Raw genomic sequence first — 23367 nt, forward strand, 5'->3', positions numbered from 1 at the left:
CGGCGTGCGCTGATTTACTGACCGATCGTTTGGTAATTCTCGCACCTGTGCGCTCGCCGTGCAACCCCGTGTCGGCGGCGCGGCGGGGGAGTGTGAGATGATCGGCTGGCATTCCTGGAGAGGTGACGGACTCGCATGACAGACGCCGATCCCACCGCACCGCTTCCGCTCGATCCGGACATCGAGGTCGAGCAGACCCCGACCGGTGCGCCTCGGCCCGCGCATCTGCGGCCGGCCGCTCTCGCGATCGTCTTCGCCGGGGGAACCGCCGGGGCGGGCGCGCGTGAGGCGCTCGCACTGCTTCTCCCCGCGGGCGGTGGCGTCCCGTGGGTCATCCTGGGCATCAACCTGTCGGGCGCGCTGCTGCTCGGCATCCTGCTCGACGCCCTCGCCCGGCGGGGTCCCGACCGCGGTCACCGCCGCCTGCTGCGCCTGCTGGCCGGCACCGGCTTCATGGGCGGGTACACCACCTACAGCTCGCTCGCCACCGGGGCTGCCGCGCTGATCGGAAGCGGCGCGACCGGAGCCGGCATCGCCTACGGGCTGGGCACGGTGCTGCTCGGAGGCGTCGCGACGTGGCTGGGGATCCTCATCGCGGCCCTGGCGCACCGCGGCAGAGCGCGGGGTGCAGCATGACACCACTGCTCTTCTGCGGCATCGCCCTGGCGGGCGGGCTCGGCGCGGCGACCCGGTTCCTGCTGGACGGCATCATCCGCTCGCGCACCGGCGGACGGATGCCGTGGGGGACGATCGTCATCAACCTCGCCGGGTCGTTCCTGCTCGGCCTGATCACGGGCTTCGCCGGCGGCCACCTGCTGCCGGAGTCCGTGCAGCTGGTGGCAGGCGCGGGATTCCTGGGGGGATTCACGACGTTCTCCACAGCCAGCTTCGAGACGATCCGCCTGCTGCAGGAGCGCAGGTGGGTCGCCGGAGCGATCAACGGACTCGGCGTGCTCGTCGCCGCGACAGCGCTGGCCGGTCTCGGCCTGTGGATCGGATCGCTGGCGTGATGCGCGCCGGGTGCAGGCCGACCGCACCCTGAGCCCGGCTGTCGCCGGCTCGTCCGGCGTGTCGGTGCCCTGCGGCAGAGTGGAGCGTATGACCTCCGGCATCCGCGATTCCGCTCTCGACGCCCTGCGCGATCTGGTCGGTCGCGGGGACGCCGATTTCCACGACGGACAGTACGAGGCGATCGAGGCGCTGGTGGCGGGCCGTCGCCGTGCGCTGGTCGTGCAGCGCACCGGGTGGGGCAAATCGGCGGTGTACTTCGTCGCCACTCTGCTGCTGCGCCGGCAGGGCGCCGGACCCACGGTGCTCGTCTCGCCGCTGCTGGCGCTCATGCGCGACCAGATCGCCGCCGCCGAGCGCGCGGGCGTGCGTGCAGTCGCCATCAACTCCACCAACGCGCACGAGTGGGACGACGTGCTGGCACAGCTGGACCGTGACGAGGTGGACGTGCTGCTGGTCTCGCCGGAGCGGCTGAACAATCCCGCGTTCCGCGAGCAGCGGCTGCCGACGCTGGTGCGCCGGATCGGGATGCTGGTGGTCGACGAGGCGCACTGCATCAGCGACTGGGGTCACGACTTCCGACCCGACTACCGCCGCCTGCGCGACCTGATCGGGCAGCTGCCCGCCGAGGTTCCCGTGCTCGCCACCACGGCCACGGCCAACAGCCGCGTGGTGGCGGATGTCGCCGAGCAGCTGGGCGGGACGGATGCCGAGGTCCTCACCATCCGCGGACCGCTGGCGCGATCGTCCCTGCGGTTGGGGGTGCTGCAGCTGCCGAACGCGGCGAGCCGGCTGGCCTGGCTGCTCAGTCATCTCGACGATCTCCCTGGCTCGGGCATCATCTACGCACTCACCGTCGCCGCGGCGGTCGATACGGCCCGCATGCTGCGCGAGCGGGGTCACGACGTGCGCGCCTACACCGGTCAGACGGATGCCGAGGAGCGCGAGGAGTCCGAGGGGATGCTCAAGCGCAACGAGGTGAAGGCGCTCATCGCGACGAGTGCGCTCGGGATGGGCTTCGACAAGCCGGATCTGGGGTTCGTGGTGCACCTGGGTGCGCCCTCATCGCCGGTCGCGTACTACCAGCAGGTCGGGCGCGCCGGACGCGCCAGCGAGAACGCCGATGTGCTGCTGCTGCCCGGGGTGGAGGACAAGGACATCTGGCACTACTTCGCCACGGCATCCATGCCCGATCGCGAGCGCGCCGAGCGCGTGATCGCGGCGCTCGGCGACGTCCCGATCTCCACTCCCGCACTCGAGGCCCTGGTCGACATCCGCCGCACGCCGCTGGAGCTGCTGCTGAAGGTGCTGGATGTCGACGGGGCGGTCAGGCGCGTGCAGGGCGGCTGGGTCGCCACCGGTGCGGGCTGGACGTACGACGCCGAGCGCTACGAGCGCATCGCCGGCGAACGCCGCGCCGAGCAGCAGCACATGATCGAGTACCAGCAGACCGACGGATGCCGGATGGAGTTCCTGCAGCGCTCGCTGGACGACGCCACCGCGGCGCCGTGCGGCCGGTGCGACAACTGCGCCGGCGCCTGGTTCCCGACCGGGATCGGTGCGGATGCCGGAGCCGCCGCATCCGATGCTCTCGACCGGGTGGGCGTGCCCATCGAACCGCGCAAGCAGTGGCCGACGGGCGCCGACCGGCTCGGCGTCCCGGTGAAGGGGCGCATCGACGCGGAGCATCAGGCTGCCGAGGGCCGCGCGCTGGCGCGGCTGACCGACCTGGGCTGGGGCGGGCCGCTGCGCGAGATCTTCGCGGCGGGAGCCGCCGACGCACCCGTGCCGCCACAGGTGCTGGCCGCCTGCGTGCGCGTGCTCGCCGGATGGGGCTGGGCAGAGCGCCCCGTCGCCGTGGTCGGGATGCCGTCGCGGTCACGCCCGCGGCTGGTCGACTCGCTCGCCCGTGGGATCGCCGAGATCGGCAAGCTGCCCTACCTGGGTGAGCTCGGGTTCGCGAACGGCGGGCCCTCCGGTGCGCCGGGCGGCAACAGCGCGTTCCGGGTCGCGGGCCTCTGGGATCGTTTCTCCGCCGAGGGACTGGAGGTACCGGAAGGCCCGGTGCTGCTGGTCGACGACATCGCCGACAGCCGCTGGAGCCTCACCGTCGCCGCTCGCACCCTGCGTCAGGCCGGCGCGAGCGCGGTGCTGCCATTCGTGCTGGGATTGCGGGGGTAGGACGCTCGTCGAAACCTGCGTTCCAGCACGACATGGGGCTCAACGGGGCAGGCCTCGGGCTGGAAGAGAAGTCTCGCGGGTCAGGGGTTCGGCGAGGTGTCTCCGAGAAGCCGCCGAACAGCCGCGGCCAGGCGGGGGACGTCGTGACGCGCTGTCGCGTCGACGACGGCGTGAGTCGCGTCGAAGTAGCGGTGGGCAAGGTGATCGCGCATTCGTGCGATGTCACTCCAGGGGATCTCCGGCTCGAGTGACGTGATATCGGCATCCAGGCCCTTGACCGCCTCGCCGACCTCGATCAGACGGATCCGGATCGCGTCGAAGACGATCTCGTCGTTCATATCGGCACGATGGATGTATCTACTGATTGCATCGCACGCCGCAGCGATGTCCTCGAGTCGGGTGTCTGCCCGCCGGATCACAACAGGATCGCCTCTCGCAGGGCAGCTTCCGCAACATCAGGTTTCAGACCCTCGCGAGGCACCAGATCCACGTCTCGACCGAGAATGGACTCTGCTTGACCCTGCATCCGCAGCAGGTTGAACAGTCCGACGTCCGGTGCGAGATCGACCAGTAGATCGACGTCGCTGGTGCTCGTGTCGTCGCCTCGAGCGACGCTGCCGAACACACGGATCGCACGGGCGCCGAGAGGCTCGAGTGCGGCGTGCAGCTCGGCTGCTCTGGAGCGGACGCGCGACAGCATCCGAGCCTCCTGTCCGGTGCGTGAGCTGATCTCGACGGTCAGGCCGGCGGCTGAGATCAACTGGTCGACCGCTCCGAACGACGGTTCGCGGCGGCCTTTCTCGTATGCGCTGATGACGCTCTGAGGGATGCCGGTCAGCTGGGCGAGGGCAGATTGAGTCAGCCCGCTCTCGCGGCGGGCCAGACGAATCAACTCTGCCGCACGACTCATGTGACGAGTCTATTGCGGATACGCAATATTGTGAACTCGCGATAGTGTCATTCGCCGGATGGCGTGTCGTCGCCCATCTCTCCAACCCACCCGGCCGGGTTCGCCCAACAGGCTGGATCAGAATCGCATCTGCGGGACCGGGCTGGATCAGAACTGCATCCCGCAGCGCCCCGGGGACGCGCTTCTGATCCAGCCCGGCGCCGAGCGTCACCGCAGGTCGTAGACACGCTTGTACTTGCCCTCGCTGCGGGGGAGCGCGCCCGGCTCCTCCAGCACGACCTCCACCGTCGTGCCGATGTGCTGCTTGATGCGCTGCTGCAGCACGACGGTCGCCGCGCGGCACTCGTCGATCCCGAGAGAAGGGTGCCGTTCGATCCGCACGGTCATCGTGTCCAGCCGGCTCTCCCGCCGCAGCTCCAGAATGAAGTGCGGCGTGAGCGCCTCGATCCCCATCACCAGTTCCTCGATCTGGGTGGGGAACAGGTTCACACCGCGCAGGATGACCATGTCGTCATCCCGCCCGGTGATCTTCTCGATCCGGCGCACCGCAGGATAGGTCGATCCCGGCAGCAGCCTGGTGAGGTCGCGGGTGCGGTAGCGGATGACGGGGAAGGCCTGCTTGGTCAGCGAGGTGAACACCAGCTCGCCCAGTTCTCCATCAGGCACGGTCTCGCCGGTCTCGCCGTCGATGGTCTCGGGCAGAAAGTGATCCTCCCAGATGTGCGGGCCGTCCTTGGTCTGCACGCTCTCGCTCGCGACGCCAGGGCCCATCACCTCGCTGAGGCCGTAGATGTCGACGGCATCGATCGCCAGGCGGCGCTCGATCTCCGCTCGCATCTCGTTCGTCCACGGCTCCGCGCCCAGCACCGCCACTTTCAGCGACGTGCTGGTCGGGTCGATGCCGGCCTGCTCCAGGGCATCCGCAATGGTCAGCAGATAGCTGGGCGTGCACAGGATGGCATCCGGCTCGAAATCGGTGATCAGCTGCACCTGCCGCGCCGTCTGCCCGCCCGAGACGGGAATCACCGTCGCACCCAGGCGCTCGACGCCGGTGTGCGCGCCCAGCCCGCCGGTGAACAGCCCGTAGCCGTACGCGTTGTGCACCTTCATGCCCGCACGGATGCCGGCGGCGTGCAGCGATCGCGCCACCAGGTCGCCCCAGTTGTCGAGGTCGGTCTGGGTGTAGCCGACGACGGTCGGACGTCCGGTGGTGCCGGAGGATGCGTGGATGCGTCGCACGTCGGCCATCGGCACCGCGAACATGCCGAACGGGTACGTCTCGCGCAAGTCGGCCTTCGTGGTGAACGGCAGTCGCCGCACGTCATCCAGGGAGCGGATGTCGCCGGGATCGACGCCGGCTTCATCGAACTTCCTGCGGTACAGCGGCACGTTCTCGTATGCGTGCCGCACCGTCCACTGCAGCCGGTCGAGCTGCAGGGCGCGCAGCGCCTGCACCGAGTGCAGCTCGGGCTCTTCTCCGGGGATGGGGTTCTCGGCGGTCATGATCGACTCCTCGTCGTGCCGTGCGGTCCCGTGGCGTCAGTGCGGCGTCCGGTTGGTGGTGAAGGAGCGGCCGCGCACCTCGGCGACCACGTCGCCGGTCTCATCGGTCACGGTGATGTCGTACAGGCCGCTGCGTCCGCTGATCGTCCGGCGCACGGCGGTCGCCGTGAGTCTCTGGCCCGCCGTCGTCGACTTCAGGAACGTGATGTCGGCGCCACCGGCCACCGTCACCCGCTCATCCTCGTTGCAGGCGATCGCGAAGGCCGTGTCGGCGAGGGCGAACACCAGTCCGCCGTGCGTGATGGCGAAGCCGTTGAGCATGTCCTCTCGCACGATCATCGAGACCACCGCGCGACCGGGCTCGTCCGATTCGACCCGCATGCCGAGCATCGCCGAGGCCTGATCGCGCTGCATCATCTCTCTCATGCGGCCGCTGGCTCCTTGCTCACCAGGGTGAGCACGTCGTAGGTCGCGACCAGTTCGTCGTCCTGGTTGCGGATCACGGCATCCCACCGCACCTCGCCGTACTCATCGGTCTCACGCGGGGTGATCTGCTTGGCGGTCAGCTCCACCCGGATGCTGTCGCCGGGCGAGACTGGCGTGATGAAGCGCAGATTCTCCAGCCCATAGTTGGCGAGCACCGGGCCCGGCTCGGGGTCGACGAACAGGCCGGCCGCCCACGACACCAGCAGGTAGCCGTGCGCGACCCGGCCGGGGAAGAACGGGTTCGCCGCCGCGGACTCCTCGTCCATGTGCGCGTAGAACGTGTCGCCGGTGAAGTGCGCGAAGGTCTCGATGTCGTCCAGGGTCACCTCGCGGGACGCGGACACGATCTGGTCGCCGATGCGCAGCTCGGCCAGCGACTTGCGGAACGGATGCCGATCGCCGGCCTGCGCGCTCGCACCGGTGTGCCACACGCCGGTCAGCGCGGTGAGCATCTCGGGGGAGCCCTGCACGGCGGTGCGCTGCATGTGGTGCAGCACGGCGCGGATGCCGCCGAGCTCCTCGCCGCCGCCGGCGCGGCCGGGTCCGCCGTGCACGAGACCGGGCAGCGGTGATCCGTGACCGGTGGAGCTGCGGGCGTCGTCGCGGTCGAGCAGCAGCATCCGCCCGTTGAACGGGGCGATGCGCGTCGCGAGCTCCACGGCCTGAGCCGGATCGTGCGTGGCGATGCTGGTCACCAGCGATCCTCCGCCGCGGTTCACCAGCGCTGCGGCCTGCGCGGTGCTGTCGTAGGTCAGCAGCGACGAGACCGGGCCGAAGGCCTCGACGTCGTGCACGGCATCCGCCTGCGCGTCATCGAAGCGCAGCAGCACGGGGGCGATGAACGCGCCGTCGGGTGCGGCGCCGCTCGTGCCGTCGGCCAGGCGCACCTCGGGGGCGTCCGTGCTGCCGGCGACGACCTGTCCACCGGCATCCTGCAGCTTTCGCAGCTGCCGAAGCACCTCGTCGCGCTGGGCGGTGGAGGCCAGCGGGCCCATGGTGACGCCTTCGGCACGCGGGTCGCCCAGCACGGTCTTGGCGGCGATGCGGGCCTGCACTGCGGCGATCACGTCGTCCGCCGCAGCACGGGGAACGATCGCGCGGCGGATCGCGGTGCACTTCTGCCCGGCCTTGGTGGTCATCTCCGTGACCAACTGGCGCACATACGCGTCGAACTCGGGCGTGCCGGCTGTGGCATCCATGCCCAGCACCGAGGCGTTGATGGAGTCCGTCTCAGCCGTGAACCGCACGCCGCCGGTCTGCACAGACGGATGCCGGCGCAGGGACTCCGCTGTCGACGCGCTGCCGGTGAAACCGACCAGGTCGCCCAGGCGCAGGTTCTCGAACAGCGTCGGCACGCTGCCGCTGACCAGTTGCAGCGAACCCTCAGGCAGCAGGTCCGAGTCGACCAGGATGCGCACCATCGCCTCGGCCAGGTATCCGGTCGGAGTCGCGGGCTTGATGACCGTGGGCATGCCGGCCAGGAACGCCGGAGCGAACTTCTCCAGGGAACCCCAGACCGGGAAATTGAAGGCGTTGATCTGCACGGCCACGCCGGGCAGGGTCGTGTAGACGTGGCGACCCAGGAACGAGCCGTCCTTCGAGAGCGCCTCGACGGGCCCGTCGACGTGCACGCGGCTGTTCGGAAGCTCGCGGCGGCCCTTGCCCGAGTACGAGAACAGCACGCCGATGCCGCCGTCGATGTCCACCCAGGAATCGGCCTTCGTGGCGCCGGTGCGCGCCGACAGGGCGTACAGCTCGTCCTTGCGCTCGGTGAGGGCGAGCGCGAACTTCTTCAGCAGCACCGCACGCTGGTGGAAGGTGAGCGCAGCCAGGCTCGCGTGGCCGGTGGCGCGGGCGTACTCCAGAGCGCCGGCGAGATCCAGGCCGTCGGTGGAGACCTGTGTGATCACCTCGCCTGTGGACGCGTCGCGGACCTCGGTTCCCTTCGACGCAGCGGAGGCCGGGGTCCACCATTCTCCCTGGACGTAGCTCGGCAGAAAGTCGGTCATCGTTCCTCGTTCCACACGTAGAATCCCTCGCCGCTCTTGCGGCCCAGCTTCCCCTCCGCGACCATGCGCCGCAGGAGCGCCGGCGGTTCGAACCGCGGGCCCAGTTCGCGCGCGAGCTCCTCGGCGATGCCCAGGCGCACGTCCAGCCCGACGACGTCGGTGGTGCGCAGCGGTCCCATCGGATGCCGGTAGCCCAGTTCCATGGCGGCGTCGATGTCCGCGGCATCCGCCACGTTCTCCTCCAGCATCCGGATCGCCTCCAGCGCGAGCATCACGCCCAGCCTGCTGGATGCGAAGCCGGAGGAGTCGCGGACGACCACCGGGGTCTTGCGCAGCGTGGCGACCCACTCCCTGGCCGAGGTGACCACGTCCTTGCCGGTGCGCTCGCCGACCACGATCTCCACGAGCCTGGATGCCGGGACCGGGTTGAAGAAGTGCAGGCCGAGGAATCGGTCGGGGCGGGCCAGGGATTCCGCCAGATCGTCGATCGAGATCGACGAGGTGTTCGTCGCGAGCACGGCGTCCGCGGCGACGGCGTCCTCGATCCGGGCGAGGGCACCCGCCTTGAGCTCGCGGTCCTCGGGAACAGCCTCGACCACGAGCGCGGCGGCGGCGAAGTCGGCGAAATCGGTGCTCACCGTCAGCGAGGCGGCGGCATGACCGGCATCGGCGAGGTCACCGCGCTGCACCGAGGTGACGATGCTGGACAGCACGCGCTCGCGCGCAGCATCCGCCGTCTCCGCATCCCGCTCCACGAGGCGGACGCGAGCGCCGGCCAGCAGGAACGCGTGCGCGATCCCCGCGCCCATGCGCCCGCCGCCGAGCACTCCGACGGTTCCGGGTACGGTCATGCCTTCCTCTTCCTCTCCAGGAACGCCGTCATGCGGCGATGCTTCTCGCCGCTCTCGAACAGCTCGGCCTGCAGCTCGCGCTCGATGTCGGGATGCTGCGCGTGCGGCGCACGCAGCGCGCGCTTGGTGTGCCGGGTGGCCAGCGCATCGTTCGCGGCGATGCGATCGGCCATCGCGTGCGCGGCGCCCAGCAGTTCGTCTGTGGGATGGATGCTCGAGATGAGCCCCCACGCCAGCGCCTCGTCCGCGTCGAGGATGCGTCCGGTCAGCAGCAGCTCGCTCGCGCGGGCGTGGCCCACGATCTGGGGCAGGCGCCAGGTGGCGCCGGCGGCCGCCATGATGCCCAGCCCGGTCTCGGGGTTGCCGATCTTCAGCGTCGGCGTGGCGATGCGCACGTCGGCGGCGAACGCGAGCTCTGCTCCGCCGCCCAGGGCGTAGCCGCTGATCGCGGCGATGACCGGCATCGGCAGCTCGTTGATGCGGATGAAGGCGGTGGCGTTGATGGCCTTTCGCGCGTCGTCGGCGCCGCGGTCGCGCAGCTGGGCGATGTCGGCGCCCGCCGCGAACACCGTGTCGCCGCCGGCGATGATCAGGGTGCGGGGCTCGTGCTCGAGCTCGGCGCACAGCGCGTGCAGGGCGTCGATCATGTCCTGGTCGATCGCGTTGCGCTTCGCAGGGCGGTTCAGCGTCGCGACCACGCGGTCGTCGTGACGATCGACGAGCAGCGGCTCGCCGCTCATGACAGGCGCTCCACGATCATCGCGGTGCCCTGGCCCACTCCCACGCACATGGTCGCCAGGCCGTAGCGGGCGCCGGTCGCCTCGAGCCGGCGCAGCAGGGTGACGATCAGTCGGGATCCGCTGGAGCCGAGCGGATGCCCGAGCGCGATCGCCCCGCCGTCGGCGTTGACGACCTCGGAGTCCAGACCCAGACGGCGGATGCTGGCCAGCGACTGCGTCGCGAACGCCTCGTTCAGTTCGACGGCGCCCAGGTCCGCGACGCTCAGGCCGGCCTTCGCAAGGGCCTTCTCGGTGGCCGGCACCGGGCCGAGGCCCATGATCTCCGGGGCGAGCGCAGCGGTCGCGGAGGCGACGATGCGCGCCCGGGCGCGCAGGCCGTGGCGCTGCACGGCATCCGCACTGGCGACGACGATCGCCGACGCGCCGTCGTTGAGCGAGCTCGCGTTGCCCGCGGTCACGACCTGACCTCCGGGAACGACGGGGCGCAGCTTCGCGAGCTTCTCCAGCGACGTGTCGCGACGCGGCCCCTCGTCGGTGTCGATGACGCCTGTCGTCGTCTGCACCGGGACGATCTCGGTGGCCAGCCGTCCCGCGTCGATGGCCGCGATGGCCCGCTGATGACTGAGCAGGGCGAAGGTATCGGCATCCGCTCTGCTGATGCCGTCGACCCGGGCGACCTCCTCTGCGGTCTCGGGCATCGAGAAGGTCGCCTTGTCGCGCGCGAGCAGCTTGGGGTTCGCGAAGCGCCAGCCGATCGAGGTGTCGAAGGCGGCGCCGGGCTTCGCCCAGGCGCGCTCGGGCTTGGCCTGCACCCAGGGGGCCCGCGTCATCGACTCGACGCCCCCGGCGACGATGACGTCGGCGTCGCCCGCTCGGATCGCCTGCGAGGCCATCGCGATCGCCGACATCCCGGAGGCGCACAGGCGGTTCACGGTGATGCCGGGGAGCGTGTCGGGCAGGCCCGCCAGCAGCACCGCCATGCGGGCGACGTTGCGGTTGTCCTCGCCGGCCTGGTTCGCCGCCCCCAGGATGACCTCGTCGATCGCGTCGTGCGGCACGCCGGCTCGCGCGACCGTATCGCCGACGACGAGCGCCGCGAGATCGTCCGGGCGCACGTCCGCCAGTGCACCGCCGTAGCGCCCCACGGGGGTGCGGATCCCGTCGACCAGGTATGCGTCGGTCATGCCATGCCTCCACGTCGCCGAATCACGTTCGAATCGCTTGAATTGCTGTGTTCTGGGCGCAGATGCAGCAACTTGAGCGATTCGAAACCGAAGGGGGGAGTCGTCATCGTACGCGTCCGTAAGCGCGCAGGGGATGTTCGATGAGGTCCACGACACGGCGCAGGAACGCAGCGGCGTAGCCGCCGTCGCACACACGGTGATCGAATACCAGGGACAGCTGCGCGATGCGTCGAACGGCGATCGCGCCGTCGACGACCCACGCCCGTTCGATGATGCGTCCGATGCCCAGCATCGCCACATCCGGGTGGTTGATGATCGGCGCCGAGCCGTCGACGCCGAGCCCGCCGTAGTTGTTCAAGGTGAACGTCGAGCCGCGCAGCCGCTCGGGCGGCATCCGTCCGGAGCGCGCCGTCTCGGCGAGCTCGCGCAGCGCAGCATCCAGCTGCTCGATCGACAGCTCGTGCGCTCGCGGGAGGACGGGCACCATCAGCCCCCGCTCGGTGTCGGCCGCGATCCCGAGGTTCACGCCCTCGAACGTGATGATCTCCGCGGCGTCGTCGCCGAGGCGCGCGGCGAGCAGCGGATGCTGCTCGAGCGCGATGAGCACGAACCGCGCCAGCAGCGCGGTCAGTGACGGAGCGCGGCCGCCTTCGGGTGCCAGTTGCGCGCGCAGGTTCCACAACTCCGTGGCATCCACGTCGACCCAGACAGTCGCCTCTGGGATCTCCGACCGGCTGCGGGAGAGCGCGGCGCTCACCGTCTTGCGCAGCGGGCTCATCCGCTCGCGAGAGCGGACCGCGAGTCCGTCGATCGCGTCGCCGGGTGCGGCGGTCGTGCCGGGTCCCCTGGGGGTACGGGAATGCGTGGATGCACGGGATGCCGTGGCGGCGTCCACTCCGGCATCCACTCCGGCATCCACCGCCGCTCGCAGGACGTCCGCACGGGTGACCGCGCCATCGGTTCCTGTGCCCGTCAACTCCCTGACATTCACCCCGAGATCCCGTGCGAGCCGTCGCACGATGGGCGACCGCACGGCCACGGTGCGGCGCGCACTCTGCTCGGCATCGGGCGCACTCGACGCGGCGGCGGGAGACGCGAGAGTGCGAGGTCGACGGCGCCCGGTGGGACGCTCGGTCGTGCCGTAGCCGATCAGCACGTTGCCGGAGCCGGCGCGCTCCTCACTGCGGTAGGCCTCCTGCTCCGTTGCGTCCGTCGACGCTTCGACAGGCTCAGCGACCCATTGCCCCTCGTGCCCTGAGCCTGCCGAAGAGTCCGTCACCTCGAGGACGGGTGCACCCACCTCGATCACATCGCCGGGTGCGCCGTGCAGCGCGACGATCACGCCGGCGAACGGCGACGGCAGCTCCACGATGCTCTTCGCCGTCTCGACCTCGGCGATCGGCTGGTCGGTGGTGATCGAGTCGCCCACCTGCACGAGCCACTGCACGAGACCGGCCTCGGTGAGCCCCTCACCCAGATCGGGCAGGCGGAAGACGCGTGCGGTCGCGGTGCTCATCGTGCGGCCTCGTCGCTGTCGTCGTCCCAGTGCAGCGACTCGATGGCATCCAGCACACGATCGGCATCCGGCAGGTACCAGTGCTCCAGCTTCGGCGGGGCGAATGGCGTGTCGAAGCCGGTCACCCGGCGCACGGGCGCCTCGAGGTGCTCGAAGCAGCGCTCGAAGACGCGCGCCTGGATCTCGCTCGCCACGCTCACGTATCCGGGAGCCTCAGCGACGACCACCGCGCGTCCCGTCGCGCGGACGGCGGCGGTGACCGTCTCGTCGTCGAAGGGGGAGAGGCTGCGCACGTCGATCACCTGCACGCTGCGTCCTTCGGAGGCTGCGATCTGGGCGGCCTCCAGCGCCACGGGAACCATCGCGGCGTAGGCCAGCAGCGTGACGTCGGCGCCGTCGCGGGCCACCCGTGCGGTTCCCAGTTCCGTGGTGATCGAGGTGTCGACCTCGCCCTTGGACCAGTAGAGCTTCTTCGGCTCCAGGAACACCACGGGATCGGGGGAGGCGATGGCTGCGCGCAGCATCGAATAGGCATCCTGCGGAGTCGATGGCGCGACCACCGTGAGGCCGGGCGTGTGGGCGTAGTACGCCTCAGAGGAGTCGCAGTGGTGCTCCACGCCGCCGATGCCTCCGCCGAAGGGGACGCGGATCACCATCGGCATCCGTACCGAGCCGCGCGTGCGGTTCCCCATCTTCGCGACGTGGCTGACCACCTGCTCGAACGCCGGCAGCGCGAAGGCGTCGAACTGCATCTCCACGACGGGGCGCATGCCGTTCATCGCCATCCCCACCGCGGTACCGACGATGCCTGATTCCGCCAGCGGGGTGTCGAAGCAGCGGTCCTCGCCGAAGCGCTCGGCGAGGCCGTCGGTGATGCGGAAGACACCGCCCAGTGCGCCCACGTCCTCGCCGAAGACGACCACCGACGGGTCCTCGGCGATGGCATCGGCCAGCGCGCGATTGAGCGCGGCGGCCATCGTCATGGTGCCGACCATATGATTCGCGCCGTCGAGCTCGGAGGGGACGGAGTCCCGGTCGTGACGAAGGATGGTCATGCGTGGCCTCCTGCCTCGGTGAGCGCTGCGCGTTCGATCTCGCCGTGCAGCAGCTGCCACTGCTCCTGCAGCTGCGGGGAGCGCCGGGAGGTGACGAACCGGAACAGGTCCTCGGGGTCGAGGTCGGAGTCGGCGTTCAGCGCCTCGCGCAGTTCGGCGGCGATCGCGTCGGCGCCTTCGGCGATGCGCTGCTGCGCTGCGTCATCGAGCAGTCCCTGCGCGGTCAGCCGCGTGCGCAGCCGCAGCAGCGGGTCGCGGTCGGCCCACGCCTTCACCTCGTCGCGGTCGCGGTAGCGCGTGTCGTCGTCGGCGTTGGTGTGCGCCTGCATCCGGTAGGTGTGGGCCTCGACCAGGGAGGGACCGGCGCCCTCACGTGCGCGGGTGACCGCGTCACCGAGCACGGCGATCACGGCGGCGGCATCGTTGCCGTCCACGCGCTGCCCTGGCATGCCGTACCCGATCGCCTTGTGCGCGAGTGACGGAGCCGCGGTCTGACGCGCCAGCGGCACCGAGATCGCGAACTCGTTGTTCTGCACGAAGAACACCACCGGCAGGTGGAACACGGCCGCGAAGTTCAGCGCCTCGTGGAAGTCGCCCTCGCTGGTGGCGCCGTCTCCGCACAGCGCCATCACGACGGTGTCCTCGCCGCGGCGCTGGGCGGCATGCGCGAATCCGACCGCGTGCAGCAGCTGCGTGGCCAGCGGCGTCGCCTGCGGCGCCACGCGGTGCTCGGCGGGGTCGTAGCCGGAGTGCCAGTCGCCCTTGAGCAGCACCATGGCATCCGCCGGCGCGACGCCGCGAGCGATGACGGCGACCGAGTCGCGGTAGGTGGGGAACAGCCAGTCGCGTTCCCCGAGCACCAGGGATGCCCCGATCTGGCAGGCCTCCTGCCCGTGCGAGGAGGGATACACGGCCAGCCGCCCCTGGCGCACGAGCGCGTAGGCCTGGTCGTTGACGCGGCGCCCCTCGACCAGCCCGCGGTAGGCGCGCAGAAGGGTGTCGTCGTCCGGCATCCGGTATCGGTCATCGGCGACCGCGTCACCGTGCTCGTCGATCAACGAGACGGGGATGTCGCGCGGAAGCAGGTCTTCGTGCCGCATCAGTTCGCCCTCCTTGCCAAACGTGCCCCCAGTCTGAACCCCAACTCGCAATCGTCCAAGACTGTGCGTTCAGAACTGAATGATTGAACAGATGCAAGGTGTGATGCGTACGATGTGTCAGGATGTGGTGACGGAACGCTCGCCACTCACCGAGGAGCACTCATGACGTCTCTGGATGCCACGGATCGCGCCATCCTCGACGAGCTGCGCCGCGATGCGCGCACCTCGATGACGGCCATCGCCGACGCGGTGCACATCTCCCGCGCGGGCGCGCACGCGCGCATCAAGAGGCTGACGGATGCCGGGGTGATCACCGGCTACACGGTGCGCACCGACCCCGTGCAGCTGGGACATCACGCCTCGGCGTACGTGATGCTGGCCATCGAGCAGGCGAGCTGGGTCGAGGTGCAGGCACGGCTGCGGGCGATCCCCGAGGTGGAGCACATGGCACTGGTGGGCGGCGACTTCGACGTGATCCTGCTCGTGCGCGCCAGCGATGCGCGTGATCTGCGGCGCATCGTGCTGGAGGACATCCAGGCCGTCCCGTCGATCCGGTCCACGCGCACCACGCTGATCTTCGAGGACTTCACCCGCGACTGAGGCTGGTCCCTGCAGCGTCATGTTCAGGGCCCCTGAGCCTGTCGAAGGGTCGCGGTCAGGGCAGCGTCAGCTCGATCCCCTCCGCCCGCACGGCGATCCGCACCTGCGTGAGGTCGTCCACCGCGTGCGTCGCGCCGTGCGCTCGGGCGGGTACGCCCACGCCGATCACGCGCATCCCGGCGGCCAGGCCCGCCTGCACGCCGGCGGCCGAGTCCTCGAACACCACGCAGTCCTCGGGCGCGATGCCCAGCATCCGGGCACCGAGCAGGAATCCCTCCGGGTCGGGCTTGGACGCCGTCACGCTCTCGGCCGTGACCGTCAGCGCGGGCACGGTCAGGCCGGCCGCCTGCATCCGCGCCGTCATCAGTGTCACGTCGGCCGAGGTCACGATCGCGTGCGGGATCTCGTGCAGCGCCCGCAGCAGGTCAGCGGCGCCGGCGATCTCGACGACGCCGTCGACGTCGGTGGCCTCGCGCGCGAGCATCTGCGCGTTCTCGGCGATGTTGACCGCGTGATCGCGCTCGGGCAGCAGGATCGACATGCTCTGGTGCCCCTGCCGGCCGTGGATCACCTCCATGACCCGCTGAGGCTCGAGGCCGTGCGGCCGCGCCCACTCCAGCCACAGCCTCTCGACCACCGCGGTGGAGTCGACGAGCGTGCCGTCCATGTCGAGCAGGACGGCGCGGGCGAGGATGCTCTGGGTCACCGCTTCAGGCTATCCGGCCCGCGACCCGATTCCTGCTGCGCGCGTGGCGCATCGAGCTCGGACGGGTTAAGAACCCGGTTCTTTGCCGCAGCCCGCATCCGGAGGCGATCTTGCGCAGAGAAGGCCACCGGGTGGTGCGGGACCGCGCCTTAGCCTGGTTCGGGCGGATCCGCCCGACCCCCCTCTCCGCGTCGTGACCGACGACGCTCGAACACGCCTCCAAGGACGCACATGGAACACGTCGTGACGCACCACGATGACTGGCACATCAGAGAAGAGCTCGCCGAGCGGATGATCCCGCTGATCGGCAGTCTGAACCGCAGGCACGACGTCGTCACCTCGCTGCACGGGCACCGCCTGTTGGGGCTGTCGACCACCGGCATCCTCGAGGTGCACGAGCGCGTCGCGCAGCTGGGGCACAGGCACCTCGCTCTCGACGGCACTCTCGCCGTGCTCGAGGCGCTGTGCGAGATCGGTCCGGGGGCGTCATCGCTGGATGTCGCCCGCCTGGCCGAGGGGCACGCGACCAGCGGCCGGGCGCTCATCGACTACCTGCGCGACGAGCTCGCCCCGGCGCTGGGTGCCGAGCTCTCCGAGCCGGTCGACGTGGTGCTGTACGGCTTCGGCCGCATCGGCCGCCTGCTCGCCCGCATCCTGATCGCCCACAAGGGCGGCGGCAGTGGCCTGCGTCTGCGGGCCATCGTCGTGCGCAAGGGTGCCGAGAACGATCTGGTCAAGCGCGCCTCGCTGCTGCTGCGGGACTCCGTGCACGGCCGCTTCGAGGGGACGGTGGATGTCGACGAGGCGAAGTCCCAGATCATCGCCAACGGCACCCGCATCCAGGTCATCTACTCCGATGACCCGGGGACGATCGACTACACCGCGCACGGCATCCACGACGCGATCGTCGTCGACAACACCGGCCGGTGGCGCGATGAGGAGGGCCTCAGCCGCCACCTGGAGTCCACAGGCGTCGCGCGCGTGCTGCTGACGGCGCCGGGCAAGGGCGAGCTGAAGAACATCGTGCACGGCATCAACGACTCGGCCATCGAGCCCGGCGACCGCATCCTGTCCGCGGCATCCTGCACCACCAACGCCATCACGCCGGTGCTCGCCGCGATGGACGAGGCGTACGGCATCGTGCGCGGTCACGTCGAGACTGTGCACTCGTTCACCAACGATCAGAACCTGATCGACAACTTTCACAGGGGCGACCGGCGCGGACGCTCGGCCGTGCTGAACATGGTCATCACCGAGACCGGAGCAGCGAAGGCCGTCGCGCGTGCCCTGCCGCAGCTGGCGGGAAAGCTCACCGGCTCGGCGATCCGCGTGCCCACGCCCGACGTGTCTCTCGCCGTGCTGCACCTGACACTGGAGAACCCGGCCACGAAGGACGAGCTGAACGACTACCTGCGCCGCGCATCGCTGCACTCCAGGCTTCGTCAGCAGATCGACTACGTCGAGTCGCCGGAGGTGGTCTCGAGCGACTTCGTGGGCTCGCACCGCGCCGGTATCGTGGACGGCCTGGCGACCATCGCGAACGACCGCGATGTGGTGCTGTACGTCTGGTACGACAACGAGTACGGCTACTCGTGCCAGGTGGTGCGCGTGCTCGAGGTGATGGCCGGCTCGCACCCGGTCGTCCTGCCCGCACGTCGCCAGGTGCGTCTGCACGAGGGCGCCCTGGTCTGAGGGCCGTCCTCGGTCGCTTCCTCGACCTGTCTTCGTCGGAAGACGGAGACCGGATGCCGGGGATGCGGCGCGTCGTGCGGTGACACGCCGCGCGGGGACCTGCTGATCTCCGTCTTCCGCCGGCTGCGGTGTCGGAGGCCGCCACGATGATAGGAGCATGACGCCCCGTGCCCAGCTGGATCACCGCCTGCGCTCACATCGGCTGAGCGCGCCCGCCGCGACGATGACGGATGCCGCACGACACATGCTCGCGGTGCAGAGCCAGGACTTCGTCGCCGGACGCTGGGCGCTCGGTGTGCGGACGCGCGGTTCGGGAACGAAGGCCGGGCCTACCATCGCGCAGGCCGACCGTGTCTTCGCGCGCGGCGAACTGGTGCGCGCCTGGACCATGCGCGGCACGCTGCACATCATCCCCGCGCGCGATCTCGCCTGGGTGCTGTCGGTCACGGCTGACAGGCAGCGCCGACAGGCTGCCGGCAGGCACCGCGACCTCGGCGTGGACGATCGGATGCTGTCCACCGCCTTCCGCGTGCTGCGCCCGGCGCTGAGCGATGGCGGAGGCACCAGGGCGGAGCTGTTCGCGCTGCTGGAAGCGGCCGGTATCGACCCGCGCGGTCAGCGCGGCAATCATCTGCTGTTCGCCCTCACGATCGCGGGCGAGATCTGCCAGGGACCGCTGGTGCCGAACGGCGGCGGAGTGGCCCGCGAGCAGCGTTTCATGCTCGCCGACGAATGGATTCGGGAGTCGGATGCCCCCGCCGACCCGCTGGCAGAGCTGTTCGTCCGCTACATCGACGGTCACGGGCCGGCCGGCGTCGCCGACTTCGCGTGGTGGTCCGGACTCACGCTGGGCACGTCTCGAGAGGCCGCCGAACGCGCGCGGGCACGCGTCGACGAGATCGATGACGGCGTCTTCGCGGCGCAGTCCACGCCGCGGCGCTCGCCGAAGGCCGCCGACGTGATCGCCCTGCCTGCCTTCGACGAGTACTACATCTCGTACGTCGACCGCACGCGCGTATGCGCCTCCGAGCAGCTGGCCGCCATCGGACCCGGCAGCAATGGAATGGTGCGCGCCACACTGATCGAACACGGGCGGGTGATCGGCACCTGGTCGCACGCCGATGCCGCCCGGGGCAGCGCGCCCGAGCTGTTCGACGGCGATCATGACCCGGATGCCGTGGCATCCGCTCTCGCCCGATTCGCGCACTTCGTCGAACCCTGACACTCCCTTGGCACAATGAGAATCGTGTCGAGCTACTTCCGCCGCCTGTCCGAGATCGCCTTCGAGCCCACCGAGCATGTCGGGGGCGCCTGGAACCCGGATGAGCAGCACATCGCCCCCGTGCTGGGCCTGCTCGCGCACGTGGTCGAGACGGAGCACGCAGCCCGGCGCCCGGAGACTCGCCTCGTGCTCGCCCGCGCGAGCTACGACATCCTCGGAGTGATCCCGATGGAGCGCTTCGAGGTCTCACCGGCACGCCTGGTCCGCCCGGGCAGGACGATCGAGCTGGTGGAGGTGACGCTGACCCACGGCGGCCGGGCCGCCGTCACCCTTCGTGCCTGGATGCTGCAGCCGAACGACACGAGCGTGATCTCGGGCATCCCCCTGCCGCACATGCCCGAGCGGCAGCACCTGCCGGAGTGGTCGCCGGCCGACGTGTGGCCAGGTGGCGCCATCCGCTCGATCGATGCGCGCAGGGAGAGCGAGGAGCCCGGACGCGCGCGAGCCTGGATCCGGCCACGGCATCCGCTGTTGGCGGGGGAGGAGATCTCGGCGCGGGCGCGGATGCTGGGCATGGTCGACTTCGCGAACGGCATCGCGACCCGCGTCGCACCCGAGCGCGCGCTCTACCCGAACGTCGATCTGACGGCCAGCATCTTCCGCGAGCCGGAAGGCGAGTGGTTCGGCCTGGACACCTCGGTGTCCTTCGGCTCCGACGGCGTCGGCCTGACCGAATCGGTGCTCAGTGACGACGGCGGCCCGGTGGGCACGTCATCCCAGACGCTCACCGTGCGCCCGCGCTGAGACCTTCCGGGTCGGTCACTCGCCGGCGTGGCGGTCGAGGAAGGAGTAGACCTCGGTCTCCTCGACGCCGGGGAACGCTCCGCGCGGGAGCGGGGAGAACATGTGCGTGTGCACCCGGGCGCTCGGCCAGGCGCGGCCCTCCCAGCGCTGCGACACGGCGGCGGATGCCCGGCGGCAGCACGCCTCATCCGGGCACGTCGACTGCGCGCGATGCGTGGTCTCGCGTCCGCGCCACCAGCGCGCATCGTCGAAGGGCACGCCGACCGTGATCGAGAACCCGCCCGAGGCGGTGGAGCCGGTCTGGGTCGCGCACCAGAACGTGCCGGAGGGCGTGTCGGTGTACTGGTAATGCTCCGTGGTGCGGTTGCGCTGCTCGAACGCGGCGCGGGCCGAGAACCTCCGGCAGGCGAGCTGGCCCTCCACCGCGCCGGTGACATCCATCGGCAGCGTGAGGTCGTCGTTCTCGTACACCCGGGTGATGGCGCCGTTCTCGTCCACGCGCAGGAAGTGCAGCCGCATGTCCAGGTGATGCGTCATGAGGTTGGTCATGCGCAGCCCGGCGGCCTCGTGCGTCACGCCGAACGCGTCGCGGAAGTCCTCCACAGCCAGGTTGCGATCCTTGCGCGCCTGCTGCAGGAAGGCGACGCCGGCGGTCTCGGGGATCAGGCAGCAGGCGGCGAAGTAGTTGATCTCCAGACGCTGCTGCAGGAAGTCCGCGTAGTCGGTGGGCCTGGTGTGCCCGAGCAGCCGGTGCGCCATCGCCTGCAGCGCCATCGAGCGCAGTCCGTGCCCCCCGGGAATGGATGCCGGAGGCAGGTAGATGCGCCCGTTGTCGAGATCCGTGATCGAGCGCGTGGAGTGCGGCAGGTCGTCCACGTAGATCAGCTCGAACCCCAGCCGCTCGGCCATGATGCTCACCGTGCGGTGGGTCAGAGCACCGGACACGTGACCCGCCGCCTTGAGCTGCTTCTCGGCGAGCGCCTCGATCTCGGGCAGATAGTTGGCCTTCGCCCGCATGGTGAGCCGCAGCTCGGTATTGGCGCGGCGCGCCTCCTCCGGCGTCGCGATCGCTTCGCGCTCGCGACGGTGCAGCTCACGGTGCAGGCCGAGTACCGCCTCGATGGTCTCGTCGCTCATGCTCTTGGACACGCGGATCGGCGAGATGCCCAGCTGCCGGAAGACCGGGCTGGCCTGTGCGCGGTCGAGTTCGATCTCGAGCGCCGCGCGGCGGTTGGGCGGCTCGCCCGAGATCAGATCGGCGACGTCGGTGCTGCACGCCTGGGCGATCGCCTGCAGCAGTGAGAGCTTGGGTTCGCGCTTGCCGTTCTCGATCAGGCTGAGCTGCGACCCCGCGATGCCCACCAGGCCGCCGAGTTCGTCGAGAGTGAACCCCCGCTTGGTGCGATGGTGCCGGATGCGATGTCCGAGTGTGCTGAGCTCGAGTCCAGGTGTCGCCATTCCTTGAGCATAGCCGAAAGAAGCATGGTTCTTTCAAGGCGAATGTCTCGAAAGGGTGGCGATTGTGTGCGGAAGATGGAGATATCGTCCCACCCTTTCCCTGAGGAGCAGACATGGCCATGGCAGAGACGCACGCCGCTCGCATCCCGTCCGTCGCGCCCGCGCGCAGCTTCGGCGAGGCGCCGGCGTATGACACCGCCGCGATGACCGAGCTGCGCGAATGGGTCGACGGCATCGCCGCGCTGACCCAGCCCGCCCGCATCCACTGGGTCGACGGCTCCCGCGCCGAGAACGACGCCATCCTGCGTCAGCTGGTCGACGAGGGGAAGATCATCAAGCTCAACCCGGAGTGGCGTCCCGGTTCGTACCTGGCCCGCTCGCACCCCAGCGACGTCGCGCGCACCGAGGCGCGCACCTTCATCGCCTCCGAGAAGGAGGAGGATGCCGGTCCCACCAACAACTGGGCGGACCCCGCCGAGATGCACGCGACCATGGACAAGGTGTTCGCCGGCTCCATGCGCGGTCGCACCATGTACGTCATCCCCTTCTCGATGGGTCCGGTCGGCGGCAAGCTCTCGCACATCGGCGTGCAGGTCACCGACAGCGCCTACGCCGTGGCATCCATCAGCATCATGACCCGCGTCGGCGACGCGGTCGTCCGGCAGATCGCCGAGGGCGCACCGTGGGTCAAGACGGTCCACTCCGTCGGTGCGCCGCTCGAGCCCGGTCAGGCCGACGTGGAATGGCCCTGCAACGACGAGAAGTACATCGTGCACTTCCCGGAGACGCTGGAGGTCTACTCGTACGGCTCGGGGTACGGCGGCAATGCCATCCTCGCCAAGAAGTGCTTCGCGCTGCGCATCGCCTCGGTGATCGCCCGCGACGAGGGGTGGCTCGCCGAGCACATGCTGCTGATCCGCGTGATCTCGCCCGAGGGCAAGGCGTACCACGTGGCCGCGGCCTTCCCCTCGGCGTGCGGCAAGACCAACCTGGCGATGCTGCGACCGACCATTCCCGGGTGGAAGGTCGAGACCCTCGGCGACGACATCGTCTGGCTCCGCCCCGGCGAGGACGGCCGCATGCATGCGATGAACCCCGAAGCCGGATTCTTCGGCGTCGCGCCCGGGACCGGCGAGTCGACCAACGTCACCGCGGTCGAGACGCTGTGGGGCAACACGATCTTCACGAACGTGGCGCTGCGTCCCGACGGCGATGTGTGGTGGGAGGGGCTCACCGACACGCCGCCGGCGAATCTCATCGACTGGCAGGGCAACCCGTGGACGCCGGACTCCGGCCGTCCGGCCGCGCACCCGAATTCCCGCTTCACGGTCTCGGCCGCCCAGTGCCCGCAGATCTCCGCGGACTGGGAGGACCCGGACGGCGTGACTCTGGACGTGATCCTGTTCGGCGGACGCCGCGCGTCGAACGTGCCGCTGGTCGTCGAGGCCACCGACTGGACGCACGGGGTGTTCCTCGGAGCCACGATCTCGTCCGAGCGCACCGCCGCGGCGGAGGGCACCGTGGGGGAGCTGCGCCGCGACCCGTTCGCCATGCTGCCGTTCTGCGGGTACAACATGGGGGACTACTTCGCGCACTGGCTCAAGGTGGGCCGCTCGTTGCGCTTCGACCGCGCGCCGCGCATCTTCCAGGTGAACTGGTTCCGCCGCGGCGCGGACGGCCGCTTCCTGTGGCCCGGCTTCGGCGACAACTCACGGGTGATCGACTGGATCATCCGCCGCATCGACGGGAAGGTCGGCGCTGTCGACAGCCCGATCGGCCGCCTCCCGCGCCGCGAGGACCTCGACCTGGACGGGCTGACGATTTCGGACGCCGATCTCGACGAGCTGTTCTCGGTCGACGTCGACGCCTGGCGCGCCGAGGCCGATTCCACCGAGGAGTACTTCGGCATCTTCGGCGACCGGCTGCCCGCGGCTCTGCGCAGTGAGCTGGATGCCCTGCGCTACCGGCTGACCGCCGCGCGCTGAGCGCACTCCGACTCGCGACGGCGGGATGCGGGAGACAACCCATGGCTGAGTGGTCTCCGGCATCCCGCCGTCGCGTCCTCTTCGGCGCAGCATCCCCGCTCCGCGACATGCCCGAGGAGCGGAGCGCTGTGGTTCGCGGGTCCCGAGTGGTGGCCTCGTGGGCGGGGATGCCGCGATTCGGGCCCCGCGAAGTCGCCCGCTTCGCCCGGCGAAGCGACGAAGCGACATGCCCGAGGAGCGGAGCGCCGTGGTTCGCTGGTCCCGAGTGGTGGTCTCGTGGGCGGGGATGCCGCGATTCGGGCCCCGCGACGCGCCCGGGGTGCGCGGCGCCGTGGTTCGCGGGTCCCGAGCGGTGGT

Annotated in this window: 21 protein-coding genes; 8 read left to right on the top strand and 13 right to left on the bottom strand. The window is 70.2% G+C overall.

The genetic code is table 11. The features are described 5' to 3' along the window. Window positions 1–135 precede the first annotated feature (135 nt). The 3 genes from Q9R19_RS02725 to Q9R19_RS02735 all read left to right on the top strand — a co-directional run bounded on the left by Q9R19_RS02725 (window position 136) and on the right by Q9R19_RS02735 (window position 3189). Window positions 136–636, top strand: coding sequence for a CrcB family protein (locus Q9R19_RS02725; RefSeq protein ID WP_311254809.1), 501 nt, complete (start codon window positions 136–138; stop codon window positions 634–636). Next, on the top strand, window positions 633–1010 hold the full coding sequence (gene crcB, locus Q9R19_RS02730; protein ID WP_311254810.1) for a fluoride efflux transporter CrcB: 378 nt from the start codon (window positions 633–635) through the stop codon (window positions 1008–1010). Before Q9R19_RS02725 ends, crcB begins: the two co-directional genes overlap by 4 nt. 88 nt (window positions 1011–1098) lie before the next feature. After that, complete coding sequence (locus tag Q9R19_RS02735; protein ID WP_311254811.1) at window positions 1099–3189, top strand: RecQ family ATP-dependent DNA helicase; 2091 nt, start codon at window positions 1099–1101, stop codon at window positions 3187–3189. 80 nt (window positions 3190–3269) lie between these two features. Here the strand turns inward: Q9R19_RS02735 and Q9R19_RS02740 are convergent, their stop codons facing one another. From Q9R19_RS02740 to pdhA, 11 genes are all read right to left on the bottom strand, one after another. Continuing rightward, window positions 3270–3608, bottom strand: a complete 339-nt coding sequence (locus tag Q9R19_RS02740; RefSeq protein WP_396653437.1) for a DUF86 domain-containing protein — start codon at window positions 3606–3608, stop codon at window positions 3270–3272. Beyond that, on the bottom strand, window positions 3605–4099 hold the full coding sequence (locus Q9R19_RS02745; protein ID WP_311254813.1) for a nucleotidyltransferase domain-containing protein: 495 nt from the start codon (window positions 4097–4099) through the stop codon (window positions 3605–3607). Before Q9R19_RS02745 ends, Q9R19_RS02740 begins: the two co-directional genes overlap by 4 nt. Before the next feature lie 207 nt (window positions 4100–4306). Further along, window positions 4307–5602 carry a phenylacetate--CoA ligase PaaK gene (paaK, locus tag Q9R19_RS02750; RefSeq protein WP_311254814.1) on the bottom strand — a complete coding sequence of 432 codons (1296 nt, stop codon included), beginning with the start codon at window positions 5600–5602 and terminating at the stop codon, window positions 4307–4309. Window positions 5603–5638: 36 nt separating this feature from the next. Next, a complete protein-coding gene (gene paaI / locus Q9R19_RS02755; protein ID WP_311254815.1) occupies window positions 5639–6028 on the bottom strand; it encodes a hydroxyphenylacetyl-CoA thioesterase PaaI in 390 nt (129 codons plus the stop codon). Continuing rightward, window positions 6025–8097 carry a phenylacetic acid degradation bifunctional protein PaaZ gene (gene paaZ / locus Q9R19_RS02760; RefSeq protein ID WP_311254816.1) on the bottom strand — a complete coding sequence of 691 codons (2073 nt, stop codon included), beginning with the start codon at window positions 8095–8097 and terminating at the stop codon, window positions 6025–6027. The genes paaI and paaZ overlap by 4 nt, the downstream gene beginning before the upstream one ends. Next, entirely contained in the window at window positions 8094–8948 is an 855-nt protein-coding gene (locus Q9R19_RS02765; RefSeq protein WP_311254817.1) for a 3-hydroxyacyl-CoA dehydrogenase family protein, read from the bottom strand. Before Q9R19_RS02765 ends, paaZ begins: the two co-directional genes overlap by 4 nt. Next, entirely contained in the window at window positions 8945–9688 is a 744-nt protein-coding gene (locus Q9R19_RS02770; RefSeq protein WP_311254818.1) for an enoyl-CoA hydratase/isomerase family protein, read from the bottom strand. Before Q9R19_RS02770 ends, Q9R19_RS02765 begins: the two co-directional genes overlap by 4 nt. Further along, entirely contained in the window at window positions 9685–10872 is a 1188-nt protein-coding gene (locus Q9R19_RS02775) for an acetyl-CoA C-acyltransferase (protein ID WP_311254819.1), read from the bottom strand. The genes Q9R19_RS02770 and Q9R19_RS02775 overlap by 4 nt, the downstream gene beginning before the upstream one ends. A 103-nt stretch (window positions 10873–10975) precedes the next feature. Continuing rightward, a complete protein-coding gene (locus Q9R19_RS02780) occupies window positions 10976–12388 on the bottom strand; it encodes a dihydrolipoamide acetyltransferase family protein (protein ID WP_311254820.1) in 1413 nt (470 codons plus the stop codon). Beyond that, window positions 12385–13383, bottom strand: coding sequence for an alpha-ketoacid dehydrogenase subunit beta (locus tag Q9R19_RS02785; RefSeq protein ID WP_311255852.1), 999 nt, complete (start codon window positions 13381–13383; stop codon window positions 12385–12387). The genes Q9R19_RS02780 and Q9R19_RS02785 overlap by 4 nt, the downstream gene beginning before the upstream one ends. Before the next feature lie 56 nt (window positions 13384–13439). Beyond that, entirely contained in the window at window positions 13440–14543 is a 1104-nt protein-coding gene (gene pdhA / locus Q9R19_RS02790; protein WP_311254821.1) for a pyruvate dehydrogenase (acetyl-transferring) E1 component subunit alpha, read from the bottom strand. A 162-nt stretch (window positions 14544–14705) separates the two neighbouring features. On the opposite strand from pdhA, the gene Q9R19_RS02795 reads away from it, so the two are divergent. After that, window positions 14706–15143, top strand: a complete 438-nt coding sequence (locus Q9R19_RS02795; protein WP_311254822.1) for an Lrp/AsnC family transcriptional regulator — start codon at window positions 14706–14708, stop codon at window positions 15141–15143. 55 nt (window positions 15144–15198) lie between these two features. On the opposite strand, the gene Q9R19_RS02800 is transcribed toward Q9R19_RS02795, so the two are convergent. Continuing rightward, a complete protein-coding gene (locus tag Q9R19_RS02800; protein WP_311254823.1) occupies window positions 15199–15849 on the bottom strand; it encodes an HAD-IA family hydrolase in 651 nt (216 codons plus the stop codon). Between the two features lie 231 nt (window positions 15850–16080). On the opposite strand from Q9R19_RS02800, the gene Q9R19_RS02805 reads away from it, so the two are divergent. From Q9R19_RS02805 to Q9R19_RS02815, 3 genes are all read left to right on the top strand, one after another. Continuing rightward, on the top strand, window positions 16081–17541 hold the full coding sequence (locus Q9R19_RS02805) for a glyceraldehyde-3-phosphate dehydrogenase (RefSeq protein WP_311254824.1): 1461 nt from the start codon (window positions 16081–16083) through the stop codon (window positions 17539–17541). 157 nt (window positions 17542–17698) lie between these two features. Then, window positions 17699–18763, top strand: coding sequence for a winged helix DNA-binding domain-containing protein (locus Q9R19_RS02810; RefSeq protein WP_311254825.1), 1065 nt, complete (start codon window positions 17699–17701; stop codon window positions 18761–18763). Between the two features lie 15 nt (window positions 18764–18778). Continuing rightward, entirely contained in the window at window positions 18779–19567 is a 789-nt protein-coding gene (locus tag Q9R19_RS02815; RefSeq protein WP_311254826.1) for a thioesterase family protein, read from the top strand. Window positions 19568–19582: 15 nt separating this feature from the next. On the opposite strand, the gene Q9R19_RS02820 is transcribed toward Q9R19_RS02815, so the two are convergent. After that, window positions 19583–21025 carry a helix-turn-helix domain-containing protein gene (locus tag Q9R19_RS02820; protein WP_311254827.1) on the bottom strand — a complete coding sequence of 481 codons (1443 nt, stop codon included), beginning with the start codon at window positions 21023–21025 and terminating at the stop codon, window positions 19583–19585. Window positions 21026–21138: 113 nt separating this feature from the next. On the opposite strand from Q9R19_RS02820, the gene Q9R19_RS02825 reads away from it, so the two are divergent. Continuing rightward, window positions 21139–23010, top strand: a complete 1872-nt coding sequence (locus Q9R19_RS02825) for a phosphoenolpyruvate carboxykinase (GTP) (protein WP_396653438.1) — start codon at window positions 21139–21141, stop codon at window positions 23008–23010. Window positions 23011–23367 lie beyond the last annotated feature (357 nt).

This window comes from Microbacterium sp. ARD32 (assembly GCF_031844385.1).
In the GTDB taxonomy this organism is placed as follows: domain Bacteria; phylum Actinomycetota; class Actinomycetes; order Actinomycetales; family Microbacteriaceae; genus Microbacterium.